Source organism: Devosia sp. Root635 (assembly GCF_001427605.1).
Taxonomy (GTDB): Bacteria; Pseudomonadota; Alphaproteobacteria; order Rhizobiales; family Devosiaceae; genus Devosia.
In genome coordinates this window covers 84675-102468 of the sequence record NZ_LMGZ01000020.1, presented here as the reverse complement: position 1 = coordinate 102468, position 17794 = coordinate 84675, and the positions used below count along the sequence as shown (strand labels likewise).

At 63.8% G+C, this 17794-nt stretch carries 13 protein-coding genes, 1 tRNA gene and 1 pseudogene; 5 read left to right on the top strand and 10 right to left on the bottom strand.

The window, feature by feature from the left end:
• Nucleotides 1–946: 946 nt before the first annotated feature.
• Nucleotides 947–1023, bottom strand: a tRNA-Arg gene (locus ASD80_RS13430).
• Between the two features lie 565 nt (nt 1024–1588).
• Between ASD80_RS13430 and ASD80_RS19080 the strand changes: the two are divergent.
• A pseudogene (locus ASD80_RS19080) lies at nt 1589–1927 on the top strand (transglycosylase SLT domain-containing protein); the annotation flags it as partial.
• 52 nt (nt 1928–1979) lie between these two features.
• Here the strand turns inward: ASD80_RS19080 and ASD80_RS13420 are convergent.
• Nucleotides 1980–2354, bottom strand: coding sequence for a response regulator (locus ASD80_RS13420; protein ID WP_200950321.1), 375 nt, complete (start codon nt 2352–2354; stop codon nt 1980–1982).
• Between the two features lie 268 nt (nt 2355–2622).
• Between ASD80_RS13420 and polA the strand changes: the two genes are divergently transcribed.
• The 4 genes from polA (at nt 2623) to ASD80_RS13400 (ending at nt 8712) form a co-directional block, all read left to right on the top strand.
• Nucleotides 2623–5538, top strand: coding sequence for a DNA polymerase I (gene polA, locus ASD80_RS13415; RefSeq protein ID WP_056233664.1), 2916 nt, complete (start codon nt 2623–2625; stop codon nt 5536–5538).
• Between the two features lie 279 nt (nt 5539–5817).
• Entirely contained in the window at nt 5818–6396 is a 579-nt protein-coding gene (locus ASD80_RS13410) for an aminoglycoside phosphotransferase family protein (RefSeq protein ID WP_056233663.1), read from the top strand.
• Nucleotides 6397–6672: 276 nt separating this feature from the next.
• Nucleotides 6673–8100 carry an RNA-directed DNA polymerase gene (locus tag ASD80_RS13405; protein ID WP_156460450.1) on the top strand — a complete coding sequence of 476 codons (1428 nt, stop codon included), beginning with the start codon at nt 6673–6675 and terminating at the stop codon, nt 8098–8100.
• A 141-nt stretch (nt 8101–8241) separates the two neighbouring features.
• Complete coding sequence (locus tag ASD80_RS13400) at nt 8242–8712, top strand: methyltransferase family protein (RefSeq protein ID WP_056233659.1); 471 nt, start codon at nt 8242–8244, stop codon at nt 8710–8712.
• A gap of 114 nt (nt 8713–8826) precedes the next feature.
• Here the strand turns inward: ASD80_RS13400 and tsaE are convergent, their stop codons facing one another.
• The 8 genes from tsaE to ASD80_RS13360 form a co-directional block, all read right to left on the bottom strand.
• Nucleotides 8827–9243 carry a tRNA (adenosine(37)-N6)-threonylcarbamoyltransferase complex ATPase subunit type 1 TsaE gene (tsaE, locus tag ASD80_RS13395; protein ID WP_056233658.1) on the bottom strand — a complete coding sequence of 139 codons (417 nt, stop codon included), beginning with the start codon at nt 9241–9243 and terminating at the stop codon, nt 8827–8829.
• A complete protein-coding gene (locus ASD80_RS13390) occupies nt 9243–11630 on the bottom strand; it encodes a sensor histidine kinase (protein ID WP_056233656.1) in 2388 nt (795 codons plus the stop codon). The genes tsaE and ASD80_RS13390 overlap by 1 nt, the downstream gene beginning before the upstream one ends.
• A gap of 418 nt (nt 11631–12048) precedes the next feature.
• A complete protein-coding gene (gene ahcY, locus ASD80_RS13385) occupies nt 12049–13446 on the bottom strand; it encodes an adenosylhomocysteinase (RefSeq protein ID WP_056233655.1) in 1398 nt (465 codons plus the stop codon).
• Nucleotides 13447–13544: 98 nt separating this feature from the next.
• Entirely contained in the window at nt 13545–14051 is a 507-nt protein-coding gene (locus tag ASD80_RS13380) for a DUF2937 family protein (RefSeq protein WP_082555274.1), read from the bottom strand.
• A gap of 539 nt (nt 14052–14590) precedes the next feature.
• Nucleotides 14591–14902, bottom strand: coding sequence for an HPr family phosphocarrier protein (locus ASD80_RS13375; protein ID WP_056233653.1), 312 nt, complete (start codon nt 14900–14902; stop codon nt 14591–14593).
• A gap of 19 nt (nt 14903–14921) precedes the next feature.
• Nucleotides 14922–15323, bottom strand: a complete 402-nt coding sequence (locus ASD80_RS13370) for a PTS sugar transporter subunit IIA (protein ID WP_056233651.1) — start codon at nt 15321–15323, stop codon at nt 14922–14924.
• 175 nt (nt 15324–15498) lie between these two features.
• Nucleotides 15499–15969, bottom strand: coding sequence for an HPr kinase/phosphorylase (locus ASD80_RS13365; RefSeq protein ID WP_056233650.1), 471 nt, complete (start codon nt 15967–15969; stop codon nt 15499–15501).
• A 9-nt stretch (nt 15970–15978) separates the two neighbouring features.
• Nucleotides 15979–17790, bottom strand: a complete 1812-nt coding sequence (locus tag ASD80_RS13360) for a stimulus-sensing domain-containing protein (protein WP_244489005.1) — start codon at nt 17788–17790, stop codon at nt 15979–15981.
• Nucleotides 17791–17794 lie beyond the last annotated feature (4 nt).

Genomic DNA, 17794 nt, shown 5'->3' with positions numbered 1-17794 from the left:
TTGCCGGGCGCAATGTAGTGCCAGTCGATCTACCGGTCCTGCGACCAGCGCAGGATGGCCATGCTGGTGAACTCGGTGCCGTTGTCGCTGACCACCGTCCGTGGCCGACCGCGTCGGGCGATGATGGCGTCGGGCGATGATGGCGTCGAGCTCGCGCGCCACCTCCTCTGGCACTGGATGTACTGAGACGGCATCGGCAACAGGACTAGCGCGACCGCGCCTATCGTCGGTTCGTTGTTCTGAAAAGGCGGGAGCGGAGCCGCCGCAGGCGCGGAGGTTCCAAGTTTGGTTGAAATTAATCTTGAATCTCAGTGGGTTGAGTGCGAATTTAGCGCAAATTAACCACGTCATTTGTTTGGTTTTGACTTTTCCAGCGAGGATCCGGCAGGCTAAGAAAAGATGCCAATCCCGGCATCGACTGGTTGAAACCGCCCTCTGCAAAAGGGCGGCCGACGGTAGGTCTGCAAACCCGCCGTCGACCTGACCAGCACCATACTGTAAGAGGCAGTACGATGATGGCTAACGCCACTAATAGCGGCCCCGCGGCCGCACGCAACTCTCATCTTCCTTCCAACGAAGCCACCAGGGTGGTCGATTGCGGCCCGGTTCATCCGGGTCTGGTCGGACACATCCTGCTTACGCCCAGCGTCCAGGTGCAGATTCTGTCCGTCGTCGACGCTACCGGAGCTGCAAGCATCGGCGACATTATCGCCGAACTGCCGAGTCACACGGATCCCGTCGGCACTGCCCTCGTGGGCAGCGGTCACGCAACTACGATCTTTGCGGGCGCATAGTTTGCGAGCGGAATCAGGGGGTTGGCGACTTTTTCCATCAGGATCAGTGCCTCGATTTTGGCAAAGTACCGACGCCTGGCGCTTACGCGGAGCTTGCCACGAACGCACCGCTCGCCACCATGGCCTCTAAGTAACTGAAATATCGAAACTTTTGGCGCACCCGGCGAGATTCGAACTCACGACCTCTGCCTTCGGAGGGCAGCGCTCTATCCAGCTGAGCTACGGGTGCATCCGTTGCGCGGGGCGGGCCCGGGCTGAACAGGGCGCAACCTAACCAAAGCGGGTGATCCGCGCAACGGGCGTTTTGCGCTCCCGCCGCGCGCCGGGACGATCCGCCGGTCGCCGTACGGGTCGTCCGCGGCGGCGCCCCTGGACGGATTGACGACGATGCCACCAAATCGCCATCAGGTTGCCGCGATTGGCTCCTATCGCGCCACAACGGTTCCTTGCTGAAGCGCGGCGCGATCCTTCCGATTCGCTCCGGGCGCTTTGGTTCTTGTTTAACGCATGTCCTGTCCCCAAACCGGTGCCCGCTTTGGGGAGACATGCTGTAGAGTGACGGCATGGCAAGAGTGACGACAATCGGCGATGGCGCAAGACTGCTTGGCGCGGCCGCAATGCTGGCCGTGCTGGTCTCGGGCTGTTCGATGAGCTCGTTCAAACCGGCGCCCGGTCCGGCCACTGCGGCCCTGGCCTCCTTCGCGACGCCGTCGGCGACCCCGGCCGGGCATGTGCCCGATGCGGCCGTGGTGCCGGCCGCCCCGCTGGCGCTGGGCTATGCCGGCAATGCCTATGACGGGCTGATCGCCCATTATGCCCAGCAATACAGCGTGCCCGAAGCCCTGGTCCGCCGCGTCATCGTGCGCGAAAGCGGCTATAATGCCGCCGCCCGCAACGGCCCCTATTACGGCCTCATGCAGATCAGCCACGCCACGGCGACCGGCATGGGTTATCGCGGCGCGCCCGCCGGCCTGCTCGATGCCGAAACCAACCTGCGCTATGCCGTGCGCTACCTGGCCGGCGCCTATATGACGGCCAGAGGCAATTCCGACCAGGCCATCCGCTTTTATGCCCGCGGCTATTATTACGATGCCAAGCGGGCCGGCCTGCTCGACGCCGCCGGCCTGCGCTAGCGTTTCCGAACCGCAAACCCGTCGCCACTTTTGCTGGAAACGCGCTAGCGCCTCAGGCTTCGGCCAATACCGATTTGAGATAGGCGACGAGGTCGGCCTGCAGGAAGGGCTTGTCGAGCCGTGGCAAGTCGCTGACCTCCCCATTGGGCAGGTCGCCATAGCCGGTGGCCAGCAGCACATGCAGGTCGGGCCGCAGCGTCCGGGCGCGGTCGGCCAGTTCCAGCCCGGTCATGCCGGGCATGGCATAGTCGGTGATGAGGATGCTGACCTGGCTGTTGCTGGCAAGAATATCGAGGGCCTCGGGGCCGGAATAGGCGTCCAGCGCCTGGTAGCCCAGGTCCTTCACCATGTCGACGGTGCCGATATTGATCAATGCGTCGTCGTCCACAACCAGCACCATTGCAGGCTTCATAGCGGGGAAGTCCATGCTCGGATTTTCATCAAGACGGATGGAGTCCAGCCAACAACAAACGCCGTCATCGCGTGCCATCATATCTGGCTTGGGGCCCGACCTGCTCTGACCAGCAAATGAGCCACGCCGCCACCGTATCGTGTTGTGACCGCGCTGCCTATCCTTGGAATGCAAACAAGGCGGAGGTGAGACGGGCGGGCCGCATCGTCTTCGCGCAAAACCGGTTCCCACTTTTCCGCACGATGCTTTAAAGTCGGCCTTCGTTCACGACGGAATCGGTTTCATGCATCTGCTGCTTGTCGATGGCTCGGGCTATATCTTCCGCGCCTTTCACGCTTTGCCCCCGCTCAACCGCAAGTCCGACGGGCTGCCGGTGGGGTGCGTGCAGGGCTTCTGCAACATGCTGTGGAAGCTGATGGAAGACCTCAAGGGCGAAGACGAGCCGACCCATATGGCCGTCATCTTCGATGCCAAGGGCAAGACATTCCGCGACGAATTCTTCGCCGAATACAAGGCTCAGCGGCCGCCGGCGCCGCCCGAGCTGGTGCCGCAATTCCCGCTGACCCGCGCCGCCACCCGCGCCTACAATATCGAATCCATCGAGATGGAGGGCTGGGAGGCCGATGACATCATCGCCACCTATGCCTGCATGGCGCGCGATGCCGGCGGCAAGGTCACCGTGGTCTCCTCCGACAAGGATTTGATGCAGCTGGTCGAGCCCGATGGCTCCATCCGCCTGCTCGATACCATTCCCCGCCCCGGCCAGCCGCCGCTCCGCTGGATCGGCGTCGAGGAAGTGTTCAACAAGTTCGGCGTCACCCCCGACAAGGTCATCGACGTGCAGGCGCTCTGCGGCGACAGCGTCGACAATGTCCCCGGCGTGCCCGGCATCGGCGTCAAGACCGCGGCCGAGCTGATCAACACCTATGGCACTGTCGAAAACCTGCTCGCGCATGCCGGCGAGATCAAGCAGAATGCCCGCCGCGAAAAGCTCATCGCCAATGCCGATCTGGCGCGCCTCTCCAAGCGCCTCGTGACCCTGGCGCAGGATGTGCCGGTCACCCTCGATCTTGCTGCCCTGGCCCGCCAGCCGGTCGAGCCGGGCAAGCTGTTTCCCTTCCTCAAGGCGATGGAATTCGCCACCATCACCAAGCGCCTGGCCGGGCTGATCGGCGCCGATCCGGACGCCTGGGAGCCCGATCCGGCCATTGCCGCCGTGCCCGCTTCCCCCGTCGGCTTCAACAATGAAGCCCGCGCCGAAGCCCGCGCCGCCCGCCAGGAGGCCGAGGGCCGCGCCACTTCGCCCGTGGTGCTGCATGCCGCCGCCATGCACGAGGCCACCAAGGCCATTGCCTGGACGCCGGAAAACTACGAGATCATCCGCGACGCCGCCCATCTGCAACGCTGGATCGACATGGCCTATCGCGAAGGCCTCGTCGCCGTGGATGCCGAGAGCACCGGCCTCGACAACCAGACCGCAGATCTCGTCGGCCTCAGCTTTTCCACCCAGCCCGGCAACGGCGCCTATCTCCCCCTCGGCCATTCCGTGGGCGAAGGCGACATTTTCGGCGGCGGCAAGGCCGAGGGCCAGATGGATATCCGTCTCGCCCTCGACATGTTGCGGCCGCTCCTGGCCGACCGTTCCATCCTCAAGATTTTCCACAATGGCAAATACGATCTCGGCCTGCTCGCCCGATACGATATCGTGGTCAATGCCCTCGATGACACTTTGCTGCTGAGCTATTCGCTCGATGGCCCGCAATTCAACACCATGTCCGAACTGGCCGATCACTGGCTGGGCGTGCCCGGCCAGTCGATCAAGGACCTGATCGGCTCGGGCAAGAGCCAGATCACCTTCGCCCAGGTCGATATCGACAAGGCGGCCCGCTATGCCGCCGAAGACAGCGACATGACCCTGCGCCTCTGGCGCATCCTCAAGCCCCGCCTCGCCGCCGAGGGCATGACCACGCTTTACGAAACCATCGAGCGGCCCCTTGCCCCGGTCCTCGCCCGCATGGAAGGCCGTGGCATCAATGTCGACCGCCAGATTCTCGCCCGCCTCTCGGGCGATTTCGCCCAGCGCGCCGCCGCCCTGGAGGCCGAGGCCTACGAGCTGGCCGGTTCCAATTTCAACCTCGGCTCGCCCAAGCAGCTCGGCGAAATCCTCTTCGATCGCATGGGGCTAGAAGGCGGCACCAAGACCAAGACCGGCGCCTGGTCCACCGGCGCCGATGTGCTCGAAGACCTCGCCCTCAAGGGCGTGCCCCTGGCCCGCACCATTGTCGACTGGCGCCAGCTCACCAAGCTCATGGGCACCTATACCAATGCCCTGCCCGAATATATGAACCAGCGCACCGGCCGCGTTCACACCACCTATTCCCAGCATTCGGTGCTGACCGGGCGCCTCAGCTCCAACGATCCCAACCTGCAGAATATCCCGGTTCGCACCGAAGACGGTCGCAAGATCCGCACCGCCTTCGTCGCCGCCCCCGGCAAGGTGCTGATCAGCGCCGACTATTCCCAGATCGAGCTGCGGGTCCTCGCCCATATCGCCGATATCGGGGCCCTCAAGGACGCCTTCGAGGAAGGCCTCGACATTCACGCCATGACCGCGTCCGAAATGTTCGGCGTCCCCGTCGAGGGCATGCCGTCAGACGTTCGCCGCCGCGCCAAGGCGATCAATTTCGGCATCATCTACGGCATTTCCGCCTTTGGCCTGGCCAACCAGCTCGGCATAGAGCGCTCCGTCGCCGGCGACTATATCAAGACCTATTTCGAGCGCTTCCCCGGCATCAAGGACTATATGGACGAGCAGCGCCGGCGGGTAAAAGTCGATGGCTATGTGATGACCATCTTCGGCCGCAAGATCAACTTCCCCAACGCCAATTCCAGCCACGCCGCCGAGCGGAGCTTCGTCGAACGCGCCTCCATCAACGCCCCCATCCAGGGCTCTGCCGCCGACATCATCCGCCGCGCCATGATCCGCATGGAGCCCGAACTGGCAAAGGCGGGCGTGGAAGCCGACATGCTGCTGCAGGTGCATGACGAACTGATCTTCGAAGTCCCCGAAGGCACCGAAGAGACCGCCATGCCGGTCATCAAGCGCGTCATGGAGGGCGCGGCAGAGCCGGCGGTGCGGCTAACCGTACCGATCCAGGTGGACGCGCATGCCGCGCGGGATTGGGATGGGGCGCATTAGCGCTCTTCACCTCTCCCTTTGGGGGAGAGGTCGGCGCGCAGCGCCGGGTGAGGGGGCCTTCCCACGCACCGTGCCAGGAGAAGGTCGGCTTCGCCACCGACGTTTCGCCCCCCACCGGACCCACCCTCCCCCTTGCGGGGAGGGCAGCGAAGCTTGGCCCAAAGGGCCTAGCGCAGCTGGGTGGGGGTGCGAGAGCCTCGATATCCGGGCCAAACATCCCCCACCCTTGATCCCTCCCCGCAAGGGGGAGGGTGTCGACTGGAACACCGGAGGACCACCATGTCCGATACCGAAATCCCCCTCACCGGCGGCGGCCGCACCGAAGTCAGCCGCATCGGCGACGTGGTCCACCGCCAGACCGGCCCCTGGGCGCCTGCCGTCCATGCCCTCCTCCGCCACCTCGAAGCCGAAGGCTTTGCCGGTGCGCCTCGTGTGGTTGGCAGCGGCTTCGACGCGCAGGGCCGCGAAACCCTCACCTACCTTCCCGGCGCCTCACCCCATCCCGGTCCCTGGCCCGAGGAGGCCCACTTCGCCCTCGGCCAGATGCTGGCCACTTTCCACCGCCTCAGCCGCACCTTCACCCCGCCGCCCGACGCCATCTGGCGCGACTGGTTCGGCCGCGCCCTGGGCGACGGCGCCCGCATCATCGGCCATTGCGATCTGGGCGACTGGAACATTCTCGCCCAGGACGGCCTGCCCACCGGGTTCATCGACTGGGAACAGGCCGGCCCCGTCGATCCCCGACGCGGCCAACGAAGCGGTCGAAGCCGCGCTCACCCCGGACAGCACCGCGCCGGTCGAGGCCCTTTGGGCCATGGCCTGGCGGGCGAGGAGTGCGGCTTGGATGGGAAGGCGTAGGGAAGTGTTGGAGGCGGTGCTTTTATAAGTATAGGCCGCTATGATCGCTTCTGGCCGAAGTTTTGGGGGGCAATCTTGGCACTAGACCGATTAAGCTTGCTGTGCGGAAAAGGATATTTTCCAACTGCGCTTCCCCCAACGTTCACCACTCGCGACTTTGGGACCCATGTTAGGGACATACTTGGTGACTGGAGTTCAACGGGTGTGCTTCATGCGGAGTACCGTAAGCCACCAAAATTGAAGTCCGTTGCGGAGACGGAACCCGAGACGTTTTCCATGCCCAAAGGCCATCGAGAGCGGCGACTTCTTCAAATAGTTCACCCGCTATCTCAAGCGGTGTTAAACGACCTAATTTCACGCAATTGGACTACAATATCTTCATGGATTTCAAGAAGTAAGTATGCCTTCGACGCGCTTGATCTGAATGACTCAAACGTAAGAGCAATTCCAACTCCTGATTTCGCGTTACACCGGTCGCATCAGGAAGCCATTGCATCTGTATGCAATTGGATTACCGAAACCGACATTGCTCGGTTCTATCCTTCGATTTACACACACTCCATCGCTTGGGCGGCGTATGGAAAGAATGTCTACAAACGGAATCCTAAGAAATACATCCTATCGCTCGGGGATCAATTGGACATTGCGGTAAGGAAGTGCAACCGAAGTCAAACCGTCGGGATACCAATTGGGCCAGACTCTTCTCGGATAATTGCTGAAATCATTTCGTCTTACGTCGATGAGAACGTGCAGGCTGCGACAGGCCTGACTAGCGATGAAGCAGATAGGCTTCAGGATGACTGGCTTATTGGCAGTAAGACCTTAGAGGACGCCGAGGCACGCCTGGCTGCCGTAATTAGGGCCTACCAGGAGCTCGGCCTTGACATCAATGGCAGAAAGACCGGGATACGGCATGTGTCGGAGAGTTCGTTCCCAGAATGGCGGTCGCGCCTCATCAACCTGAAGTCTGGGCGCGCTTTGACCGGTGATCGCCTTCAGGAATACCTTAAGATCGCGATCAATGAGCAGATACGATCTCCGGCCGATTCAGTGTTGGCGTATGTCTATGCGGTGTTAATAGCTTCGAGATTCAACTGGGACGACATTCCCGCCATTCAGTCGTTCGTAACCAGATCGGTTGCGGTCGATCCACGCATCATCGACAGCGCATGTATTCTGCTTCTCAACCTGAATCACGAAGGCTTCAAACTCGATAAGGACCGAATAGCGTCCCGGTTCGTGCCGATGCTTGAACAGTCGCTTGAATCTGGCCATACCTTTGAAGCCATCTGGTCCCTTCACTTACTGCGGGGCTTGCGACATGACTTGGCTCAGACTCGCGTAAGCGATCTAGCTGACGTCAACGATGGGTCAGCGCTCAAGATCGTCCTGCTGGATTTGCGCCACCTCGGCTTGCTGCCGAAGCTGCCAGAAAAATCTTGGTTGAAGCAACTCGGTACATCTCAGTTTCACGACCCGAGTTGGTTGCTTGCTTATGAGGGCGTCAGGCATGGGTGGCTCCCAGATGCCGGAGGTGTCATCAAAACCAATCCACTATTTGTGCCTATGTTTTCGCGAAATGTGCAGTTCTATGATCCTAAGCGTAACGTACAGCCTCGCGCGAATTTGCGCAGGCTCCGTTTGGCACGTGCCAAGGCTACACACAGGGCTCGTCTTGTCGATTGGTTCGGCGACTACCCGTGACAATCAATGAACCGGGGAGTAATCCCGCCCCGTAAACCGAGACAAGCATGGCGCCACCGCGCCGGCAACACCGGCTTATCCCCGCGCCCGCAATCCCGCCTATCATTGCCCCCGGCGTCCCGCCGCGCCTATCATGGAGCCATGCCCGAGACACCGCGCCAACCACTTATCCCCGATGCCTATGCCGCCATGGTGGTTGCCGGCGTGCTGCTGCTCGATTTCGTCGTGCCGGTGCCGCTGCTGCCACCGGCCGGGTTCACCGCGCCGCTCACCTGGGCCGGCATTGCCCTCGCCCTCTGTGGTTTCGCGCTCGAAATGCGGGCGGCGCAGGCGCTCACGGCGGCGGGGACGACCACCAGGCCCAATGCGGTGCCGCAGGCGCTGGTGACATCGGGCCCATTCGCCTGGAGCCGCAACCCGTTCTATATCGGGCTGCTGCTGGTATTGGCGGGCGCGTGCCTCGCCCTCAGCCTCGAATGGGCGCTGCTCGGCCTGCCGCTGCTCTGGCTACTGCTCGACCGGCTCGTCGTGCCGCATGAGGAGGCCAGGCTGGCGCAGGGTTTTGGCGCCGAATGGTTCACCTATGCCGGCGCCACGCGCCGCTGGCTCTGAAATCCCGTTCGGATAGTACAAGCCCTTGCCTCTTCCGGCAGGCGCATTTGCATTGCCAATGCGCCGATCGGCGGTGCTCGATGCTAACAGTGTGTTAACGCGAAGGCTGCAGCGCTAACGCGCCACCGTCACCCTGCGCCCCACCCCGCCGGGTGGGATATCGAGGCTCACGGTAACCGTCGCCGCCGCCACGATTTCGGGCGCCCGCGCCGCCCATTCGACCAGCACGATGGCTTCGGGATTGTCTGTCAGCCCCAGTTCATCCACCTCGCGCGGATCGCCCAGCCGGTAGAGATCGGCATGCAGCACCGGGCCCTTTGCCGTCTCATAGGGCTGCACCAGGGCAAAGGTCGGCGAGGGCACCTCCAATAGCGGATCGCCCGCCAGAGCGCGGATGATGGCGCGCGCCAGAGCTGTCTTGCCGGCGCCGAGATCGCCTTCGAGCACCACCAGATCGCCCGGTTTCAGGGCCTCTGCCAGCTCCACCCCCAGGGCTTCCGTCGCGGCATCGTCGGCCAACAGGCGAGTCATTACTCCGCCACGCCGGCCATGGCGCTGTCGCGCGGCAGGTTGACGATGATGCGGCTGCCGCGCGGCTCGCGCTTTTCGGCCGAGATGGTGCCGCCATGCAGGTTGACGAAGGTCTTGACGATGGCCAGCCCCAGCCCCGCCCCGCGCTGTCGCCCGCTGGGCGTATCGATCCGCGTCTGGATGGCGGCGCGCATTTCATCAGTGATTCCAGGGCCTTCGTCCTCGATGACGAAGAGCATGCGGTCGGCCCGCTGGCTCACCGCCAGCCTTATTTCGCCGCCCGGCGGGGAGAAGCGGGCGGCGTTGCTGAGCAGGTTATAGAGCACCTGCACGATGCGGGTGCCGTCGGCGATGAAGGGCGGCATGCCGTCCTCGATATCGACCGCCAGGTTGATCGGCTTTTCGCCCGATATTTCGGGGAAAGTGGCCGAAAGCCCGGCCCGTGCCTTGTCGACAAGCGTTGGAATATCAAGCAGTTCCGGCCGAAGCTCGGCAATGCCGGCATCGACCGAGGCCAGGTCGAGAATATTGTCGATCAGCACGCCCAACGTCACCGACGAGGCCCGGATATAGTCGATATAGGCCCGCTGCCGCTCGTTGAGGCTCCCGCCCTCGCTGCCGGCCAGCAGGTCGGCAAAGCCGATGATATTGGTCAGCGGCGAGCGCAATTCGTAGGAAACATTCTCGACGAAGGCATCCTTGAGCAGGTCGGCGGCCACCAGGGCATCGTTGCGTTCCTTGAGCACCTTGGAATAGCTGGCGCTCTCGGTCACATCGAGAAAGGTCATCATGGTCTGCCCGTCGGGCAGGCGGGTGATGGCATAGTCGAGCAGCCGACCGTCCGAGCGATTGAGCCGTCCGGTCTGGTCGGAGCGGGTGGGGTTGAGGTCGATGATGCCGCGCTTGAGATCCCGCCAGATACTGGCGCCGTCTTCGGGAATGGCGCGGCCGCTGACTTCGGCGATCTGGTCGATATGGGGGTTCTGCCCCAGTTCGTTGACCGGCAGTTTCCACAGGGCCGAAAGGCGCGGATTGCTGAGGGTCAGCCGCCCGTTGGTGCCGAACACCGCCACGGCCTCGCTCAGCGCATTGATGGTTTCGCGCTGCACGTTGGAAAAGGCCTTGTTGCTGCTTTCCAGCTTGAGCCTTTCGGTAATGTCTTCAAAGACATAGATCACGCCGCCCTGTGGGCCCGACGGGGCCGAGATCACCTTGATGGTGCGCCCGTCCGGCAGGTGCCAGGGCTCGTTCTCGTGCGGCTCCTTGCGGGTGTAGCTCTGCAGATGCTGGCTGCGCCAGGTCTGGTAATCGACCTGGCTGGGCAGCATGCCATCGGTGCGCAGCTTATCGAGGATGGCCCGCTCATCCAGCCCCGGTACCAGGAATTTGCGGCTGAGATTCCACAGCTTGGCGTAGGCCTCGTTGAACTGGATCAACTCGCGGCGGGCGTTGAAAATGGCGATCGGGGTGGCCAGGGCGCCGATAATGCCGCCGATATGGGCAAGGCCGCTTTCGGCAGGTTTGGCGTCTTCCAACGGCCGCAGGTAGCCGGCGCGACCGCCGGCTATGGCGAATTCAACCAGCTCGAACCCACCCTGCCCCGGCCAGGCCACGTTCACGGCTTCCGGCTTGTCGGTCCTTGCGCAGTTGAGCAGGTGCTGGCGCAACTGGGCCGTATCGAGCAGTTCGGGCGGCGCCCCTTCGGTGCCGGATTTACCCAACGCCTTGGCGAGCTGCAGATAGGCCTGGTTGGCGTAGATCAGCCGGTCGTCAAGATTGCGGGCGAAAGCGGGGTTGGACAGGGCCGAGAGAATGGCGCGGACGCTGGCGACATCGCCCGTGGCCGCCGCCGCGACCAGGCCCGGCTCGGCTTCCGGCTGCAGAAAGGCCGGCCGCAGCCGCATCGCCGCGCCGCCGCCCAGCACCCAGCCATTGGCCCGGATCAGCCGTCCATCGAGCGCATTGAGGCTCACCGCAAAGGCATGGCCATGCACACGCAAATCTTCGAGCAGCCGCGCCAGCTTGTCGGCATCGCCATGCGACAGCCAGCTCGGGAAATTGAGTACGCTTTCGGGCTGACGGCCCGGCGGCAGCACCGAGGCGGCCTGGCCGAGCAGGCGCGGCGCGCCTTCACCATTCTCCGCCCACAGGATGGTGACTTCGCGCGTGCCCGAGAGCAAGGCCTCATATTCATCGACCATGGCCCGCAGGCCGGCGATCTGACCGGCGGCGCGGTGGCGCGCGGCCTTGCCATCGACCAGCATGGTGCGGATCACGGCCATGGCCAGCAGGGCGAAAGCCCCCGCGCCAACGGTAATGGCGAGTGGCGCGGCGCTGACGAAGCTTGCCGCATTGAGCCCCTGGCCGAGGGCGGGGACCGCCGTCATCAGGGTAAGAGGGGCTGCCGCAAGTGGTGCGAATCCCCAATGCTTCCGGAATCGATCCGGCGCCATGCGCGGCCCTCTAGGTCAAAATCATTGTTGCCAGCCCGGTTCTCGATGAACCGGTACGCCTCAACTCAAGCGAAGGGGCCAAACGCGGAGTCCTCAGGGAATCCGGCCCTCTTCGAACCGGCTGCGTGTCCCCCAGCAACCGAATCACCATGACCATACCGGCCCAGGGAATCGGCTAAAAGAGTCTTAATGGCTGTGCATTATGGGCAAAGTATCGATATCGGGGATTGACGGAGAACGAAGCAGAAACATCCGCTTGCTATCGATCGGCCCCCACTCCCCACGCGCACCGGCCCAAAGAAAAGCGCCCGCAGCCAAAGCCACGGGCGCCCAAATTCATAATTCCGCCAGCCTAGTACCGGTATTCGCCCGACTTGAACGGCCCGTTGGTCGAGACGCCGATATAGTCGGCCTGTTCCTTGGTCAGCTTGGTCAGCTTGGCGCCCAGCTTGGCCAGGTGCAGCTCGGCGACCTTCTCGTCGAGATGCTTGGGCAGCACATGCACCTTCTTTTCCAGCTTGTCGCCATTGGTCCACAGCTCGATCTGCGCCAAGGTCTGGTTGGAGAAGCTGGCCGACATGACGAAGCTGGGGTGGCCGGTGGCATTGCCCAGGTTCACCAGGCGCCCTTCGGAGAGCAGGATCAGGCGCTTGCCGTCGGGCTTTTCGACCAGGTCGACCTGCGGCTTCACATTGGTCCACTTGAAGTTGCGCAGGGCGGCGACCTGAATTTCATTATCGAAATGGCCGATATTGCAGACGATGGCCATGTCCTTGAGGTTGCGCATGTCGTCGAGCGTCAGCACATCCTTGTTGCCGGTGGCGGTAACGACGATGTCTGCGCGCGGGGCGGCCTCTTCCAGCGTCACCACCTCGAAGCCTTCCATGGCGGCCTGCAGGGCGCAGATCGGATCGACTTCGGTCACCAGCACGCGGGCGCCGGCACCGCGCAGCGATTCCGCCGAGCCCTTGCCCACATCGCCATAGCCGCAGACCACGGCGACCTTGCCGGCCAGCATGACGTCGGTGCCGCGGCGGATGGCGTCGACCAGCGATTCACGGGTGCCGTACTTGTTGTCGAACTTGGACTTGGTCACGGAGTCGTTGACGTTGATGGCCGGGAAGGGCAGTTCGCCCTTGGCATGGAGCTGGTAGAGCCGCATCACGCCCGTCGTGGTCTCCTCGGACACGCCGCGGATGGCGGCGCGGATGGTCGAGAAGAAGGTCGGGTTCCTGGCCAGGCGCCGCTTGATGGTGGCGAAGAAGATTTCCTCTTCCTCATTGCCCGGCTTGTCGAGGATGGAGATGTCCTTCTCGGCCTTGGCGCCTGTGAGAATATACATGGTGGCGTCGCCGCCATCATCGAGGATCATGTTGGGCGTGGTGCCCGGCCAGTCCATCATGCGATCGGTGAATTCCCAGTATTCCTCAAGGCTTTCGCCCTTGTGGGCGAAGACCGGGATGCCGGCGGCGGCAATGGCGGCCGCGGCATGGTCCTGGGTCGAGAAGATATTGCACGAGACCCAGCGCACCTCGGCGCCCAGCGCCACAAGCGTCTCGATCAGCACGGCGGTCTGGATGGTCATGTGCAGCGAGCCGGCAATGCGTGCACCCTTGAGCGGCTGGGCAGCGGCATATTCAGCGCGGATGGCCATCAGGCCGGGCATTTCGATTTCGGCGATATCGAGTTCCTTGCGGCCGAAGGCGGCGAGGGAAATATCGCGGACCGCATAGTCGGTCGATTGGCTCATCAGAATGCTCCGGCAATGACAATTGGGCGTGGTTACACCTGCTATACGCAAGGGCGCGCCCTGGATCAACATAGATATAAAGGAATGTTTATATCCGGCTACCGATAGGCGGCGTAGCGTCGGCGCCTGAACGGCAGCGTCACGAAGCGCCACAGGCCCGACAGCGCCAGGTAACCGAGGATGAAGCCGCCGCCGGCATAGAGAATGCCCTCCAGGGTGACGGGCACGGCCGGCTTGTAGCTTTCCAGCGTCCGCTGCCCGATATCGCTGTCGAGATAGGCCGGCAGCGCCTGGAAGCGCTCGATGGCATCGGCATTCTCGATACGCGCCAGCGTGGCGCTGAGCTGTTCATAACGCTGGAAGGTGGCACTCATCGAGGTGCCGCGTCCAGCGAGGAAATCGTCGTTGGAGGCCTCGTAGCGTCCCAGCGCCGTCGCCCGGTCCAGCCCACCCTCGGCTGCCGCCCGGTCGAAATCCTCGGTAATGACGCGCAATTCATCCACCGCGCCGCCCAGGCGCTGGGTATATTGCTGGGCATATTCGGGAAACTGGCTCAGCACCAGCGCCAGCCCCAGCCCGCCGATACCGGCAATCATCCGCCGCATAGATGCCTCCGCCTTGCGCAGGGTCAATGTAAGCAGAGCAGGCGAGTTCCACCACCTCTGCGATCATCGTCGCCATTGTTGATGCGTTCCGCAGCGACGCACAGTAAGCTGCGTCGGTCCAACACGCGGAGATCGCCGTGCGCTCGGATCGCGCCCGCCGTATCCGGCGGCCGTCGCCAAGACGAGGATGGAGCCTGAGCGCCGGCATCGCGGGACGGTCTCCTTTCACGTGGCCTCGCTCCAGTCCAGCCTCAATCACCGGCCAGGCTTCCCCCTCCACACGGGGCGAGTGCTAYAGCGGCGCTTCATGCGTTGGGACCCTCGGTTCCTTCGCCTCCCTCCCCCTTGAGGGGAGGGATTGRGGGAGGGGGTCCTTCAGTCACCCACGGAACCACCCCTCCCCAGCTCTGCTACGGCCCTGCGGGCCGAGCGACGCTACCCTCCCCTCAAGGGGGAGGGTGGGCGCACGCCCATGGCACAGTGCCGCCTCCCAGCGCCTGAGGAGGGCGAGGGAGTGGGGTGGGGTTCTCGGATGGCCCCTACCCCGACGCGCCCTCAACATCCTCATCAAACCCGTTATTCACCAGTTCCACGATCGCCTCCAGCGCTTCGCGGGCCTGTTTGCCGCTGGCCTGCACCAGGATGGTGCTGCCCGGCCCGGCGCCCAGCATCATCAGGCCCATGATCGAATTGCCCTCGACCGATGTGCCGTCCTTGATGACGTGAATAGTGGCGTCGAAGCACTCGGCGGTGCGCACGAAGCGGGCCGAGGCGCGGGCATGCAGGCCCTTGCGGTTGACGATGGTCAGTTGCTGGGCAACGGCCCGGCTGCCGCCGGCTGCGCCATCCATCACGGTGCCCTCCGCATGTTCAGCCGGCCCCCAGGATGGAATTGGCGACGGTGATGTATTTGCGGCCTGCCTCCTGGGCCAGGTTCACCGCATCCTTGATGTCCATGTCGGCGCGGACGCGGCCGAGCTTGACCAGCATGGGCAGGTTCACCCCGGCAATCACTTCCACATCGCGGTTCTGCATCACCGAAATGGCCAGGTTGGATGGGGTGCCGCCGAACATGTCGGTGAGGATGATGACGCCGGCGCCATCATCGACCTTGTCGATGGCGGCAAGGATATCGTTGCGGCGATTTTCCATATTGTCGTCGGGACCGATGGCGATGGTCTCGCAGAAGTCCTGCGGCCCCACGACATGTTCAAGGGCCGACTTGAATTCATTGGCAAGCGCGCCGTGCGTCACCAGAACCAGACCAATCATGCAACGTCCCCAGCCTGCCGGGCCGCGCCAACCCGTTGGCGCGCGCGGCATTCCAGTAAATCCTGCCCCCTGCCCGCATCCCAGGAACAACGCCGATGCGAACGCGAACCCAGCCCCGAAGGACGAGCATGGTGCAGTCTCGGCCCGGATGGGCGGTGATTCAAGTTGTTTTTTGTCACAGCGCGGCCGTGTCGCCGCCCAGGGCGGCAATGGCTTCGATGACCAGCAGCATCTGGTGGCCGACGCTCACCACGTCGGCCGACGGCACCGGCGCCCGCGCCAGCTTTGTCCCGGAAATTTCGGTGACCATGGTGTCTTCCTCGAGCATGCGCACCAGGTCCGGCACCAGGTCGATCACCAGGTTCAGCGTCACCAGGCTCTTGTGCGGCCGCTTGACGATGCCGCGCCCGCGCAGCTCGATGAGACCGGCAAGCGTGTCGGGTGCCTTCATGCTGAGATCGCGCCCGGTCTGCACCAGATCGACGCGGTCGTCGGAAACCAGAAAGGCCGGCAGGCCCCGCCCCTCCCAGCGATCCAGCAGCGACAGCGCCAGCACCGACTTGCCCGCGCCCGAAGGGCCGCGCAGCAATATGCCGGTCGAACCCAGTAACAGTCCCGTGCCATGCACGTTTTTAGGCTTGCTCATGGCGCCAATCTATTTGCGCGCGCGCGGCAAGACAATCGTGAACACGGCCCCCGAGCGATCGGGGCGGTTGCCGGCCCGGATCGTGCCCTTGTGGGCCTCCACGATCTGCTTGGAAATGGAGAGGCCCAGCCCCGAATGGTCGCCGAAACTCTCGGTGTCGGGCCGGTCGGTATAGAAGCGCTGGAAGATCTTGCCGACATCGCCGGAAATGCCGCGCCCCTCGTCGGCCACGGTCACGGTGATGGTTTCGGGGTCGATGGACAGGGCCACGCGCACCACGCCACCCTCGGGCGAGAAGCTCACCGCATTGTCGATGAGATTGGCGAAAACCTGCGCCAGCCGGCTTTCGTGGCCGGTGACGATGGCGGCGCCCTTGCCGCTGCGCTTGACCATCTCCACTGTCACGCCGCGACCCTGCGCCACATCCTCCTGGATCGCCACCATGGCTTCGGCCAGCTTTTCCACATCGACCCGCTCCGAGCTTTCGCGGGCCAGTTCGGCATCGAGACGGCTGGCGCTGGAAATGTCGGTTATCAGCCGGTCGAGGCGTTTCACATCGTGCTGGATGATGGCGTTGAGCCGCTCGCGATCCTCCGGGCGCTTGGCCAGCGGCAGGGTTTCGACGGCGCTCCGCAGGCTGGTCAGCGGGTTTTTGAGTTCGTGGGCCACATCGGCGGCAAAGCGCTCGATGGCTTCGATGCGGTTGTAAAGCGCGTCGGTCATGCGCCGCAACGCGCCCGACAGGTGCCCGATCTCGTCGGGACGGTCGGAGAAATCGGGGATTTCGGCGCGGGCATTGCCGGCCGTCTGCACCCGCTCGGCCGCGGCCGACAGGCGCCGCATCGGCCCGGCAATGGTGCCTGCCAAGGCCAGCGACAGGGCCACCTGCACCGCCGCCGCAATCAGCGCGATGCGCAATATGCCCCAGCGCTCCTGCGCCACGATGGAATCGATGTCGCCCGGCGCGGTCGAGAGCAGGATGGCGCCGACCGTGGCGCGCAGGCGCTGCACCGGAACGGCGACCGAGACGACGAGCTGGTTCTGCCCGTCGACGCGCACGAAATCGGCCGGCGCTCCGGCCAGCGCCGAGGCCACTTCGGGATAGCGGCTGCCTTCGTCGACGCCATGCTCCTGGTATTTGGGGTAATTGTCGCCCGGCACCCAGGAGAGGATGGCGTTCCACCAGTCCCACAGGAAGAAATCGCCGCCCTGCTTGGTTTCGATGATCTGCCGCATCACCTCGCCGCGGGCATAGATATTGTCGCTGTCGAGGATCATCAGCCCGCCCTGGTCGTAGATGCGGGCACGGGTGCGGGTCGGGGTGATGAGGTTGCGCAGCAGTGGCGCCACCCGCTCGGGATTGATCGGAAATTCGAGCATCGGATCGAAATAGGAGAGCGAGGATACCGTGCCGTCGCCCTGCAATTGCAGCAGGCGTTCGGGGTTGATCGAGATCACGTCGCTATCGACCGTGGCCGAGGCCGCAATGGCGGCGGCGATGATTTCGCCCTGCACGCGCAAGGATTGCACCCGCGCGTCGATCAGCCCGGCACGCCACTGATTGAGGTAGAGGATGCCCACCACCAGCACCAGCAGCCCCACCAGGTTGAGCACGATGATGCGGCGGGTGAGGCTGGAAAAGATGGTGAAGTCGAGAAAGCGGAAGATCGCCCCGACCACCTTGGCGAAGGGTGTCACCACCAGCCGCCAGCGGCTGCGCGGGGTGCGCGCGGGCTTGGCGCCGCTCTCGTCCGGCCCCGGCGCGCGCCAGTCCTGCGTCGCGTCGGGTTTGTGCTCGGTCTCCGGGTCGAGAATGGCCACTTGT

Coding starts and splice junctions, on each gene's coding strand:
- ASD80_RS13405 (WP_156460450.1), top strand. CDS start 6,673: ATGCCCAAAGGCCATCGAGAGCGGCGACTTCTTCAAATAGTTCACCCG.
- ASD80_RS13400 (WP_056233659.1), top strand. CDS start 8,242: ATGCCCGAGACACCGCGCCAACCACTTATCCCCGATGCCTATGCCGCC.
- ASD80_RS13365 (WP_056233650.1), bottom strand. CDS start 15,969: ATGAGCAAGCCTAAAAACGTGCATGGCACGGGACTGTTACTGGGTTCG.
- ASD80_RS13410 (WP_056233663.1), top strand. CDS start 5,818: ATGTCCGATACCGAAATCCCCCTCACCGGCGGCGGCCGCACCGAAGTC.
- polA (WP_056233664.1), top strand. CDS start 2,623: ATGCATCTGCTGCTTGTCGATGGCTCGGGCTATATCTTCCGCGCCTTT.
- ASD80_RS13390 (WP_056233656.1), bottom strand. CDS start 11,630: ATGACGGCGGTCCCCGCCCTCGGCCAGGGGCTCAATGCGGCAAGCTTC.
- ASD80_RS13375 (WP_056233653.1), bottom strand. CDS start 14,902: ATGGATGGCGCAGCCGGCGGCAGCCGGGCCGTTGCCCAGCAACTGACC.
- ASD80_RS13370 (WP_056233651.1), bottom strand. CDS start 15,323: ATGATTGGTCTGGTTCTGGTGACGCACGGCGCGCTTGCCAATGAATTC.
- ASD80_RS13420 (WP_200950321.1), bottom strand. CDS start 2,354: ATGGACTTCCCCGCTATGAAGCCTGCAATGGTGCTGGTTGTGGACGAC.
- ASD80_RS13380 (WP_082555274.1), bottom strand. CDS start 14,051: ATGCGGCGGATGATTGCCGGTATCGGCGGGCTGGGGCTGGCGCTGGTG.
- ahcY (WP_056233655.1), bottom strand. CDS start 13,446: ATGAGCCAATCGACCGACTATGCGGTCCGCGATATTTCCCTCGCCGCC.
- tsaE (WP_056233658.1), bottom strand. CDS start 9,243: ATGACTCGCCTGTTGGCCGACGATGCCGCGACGGAAGCCCTGGGGGTG.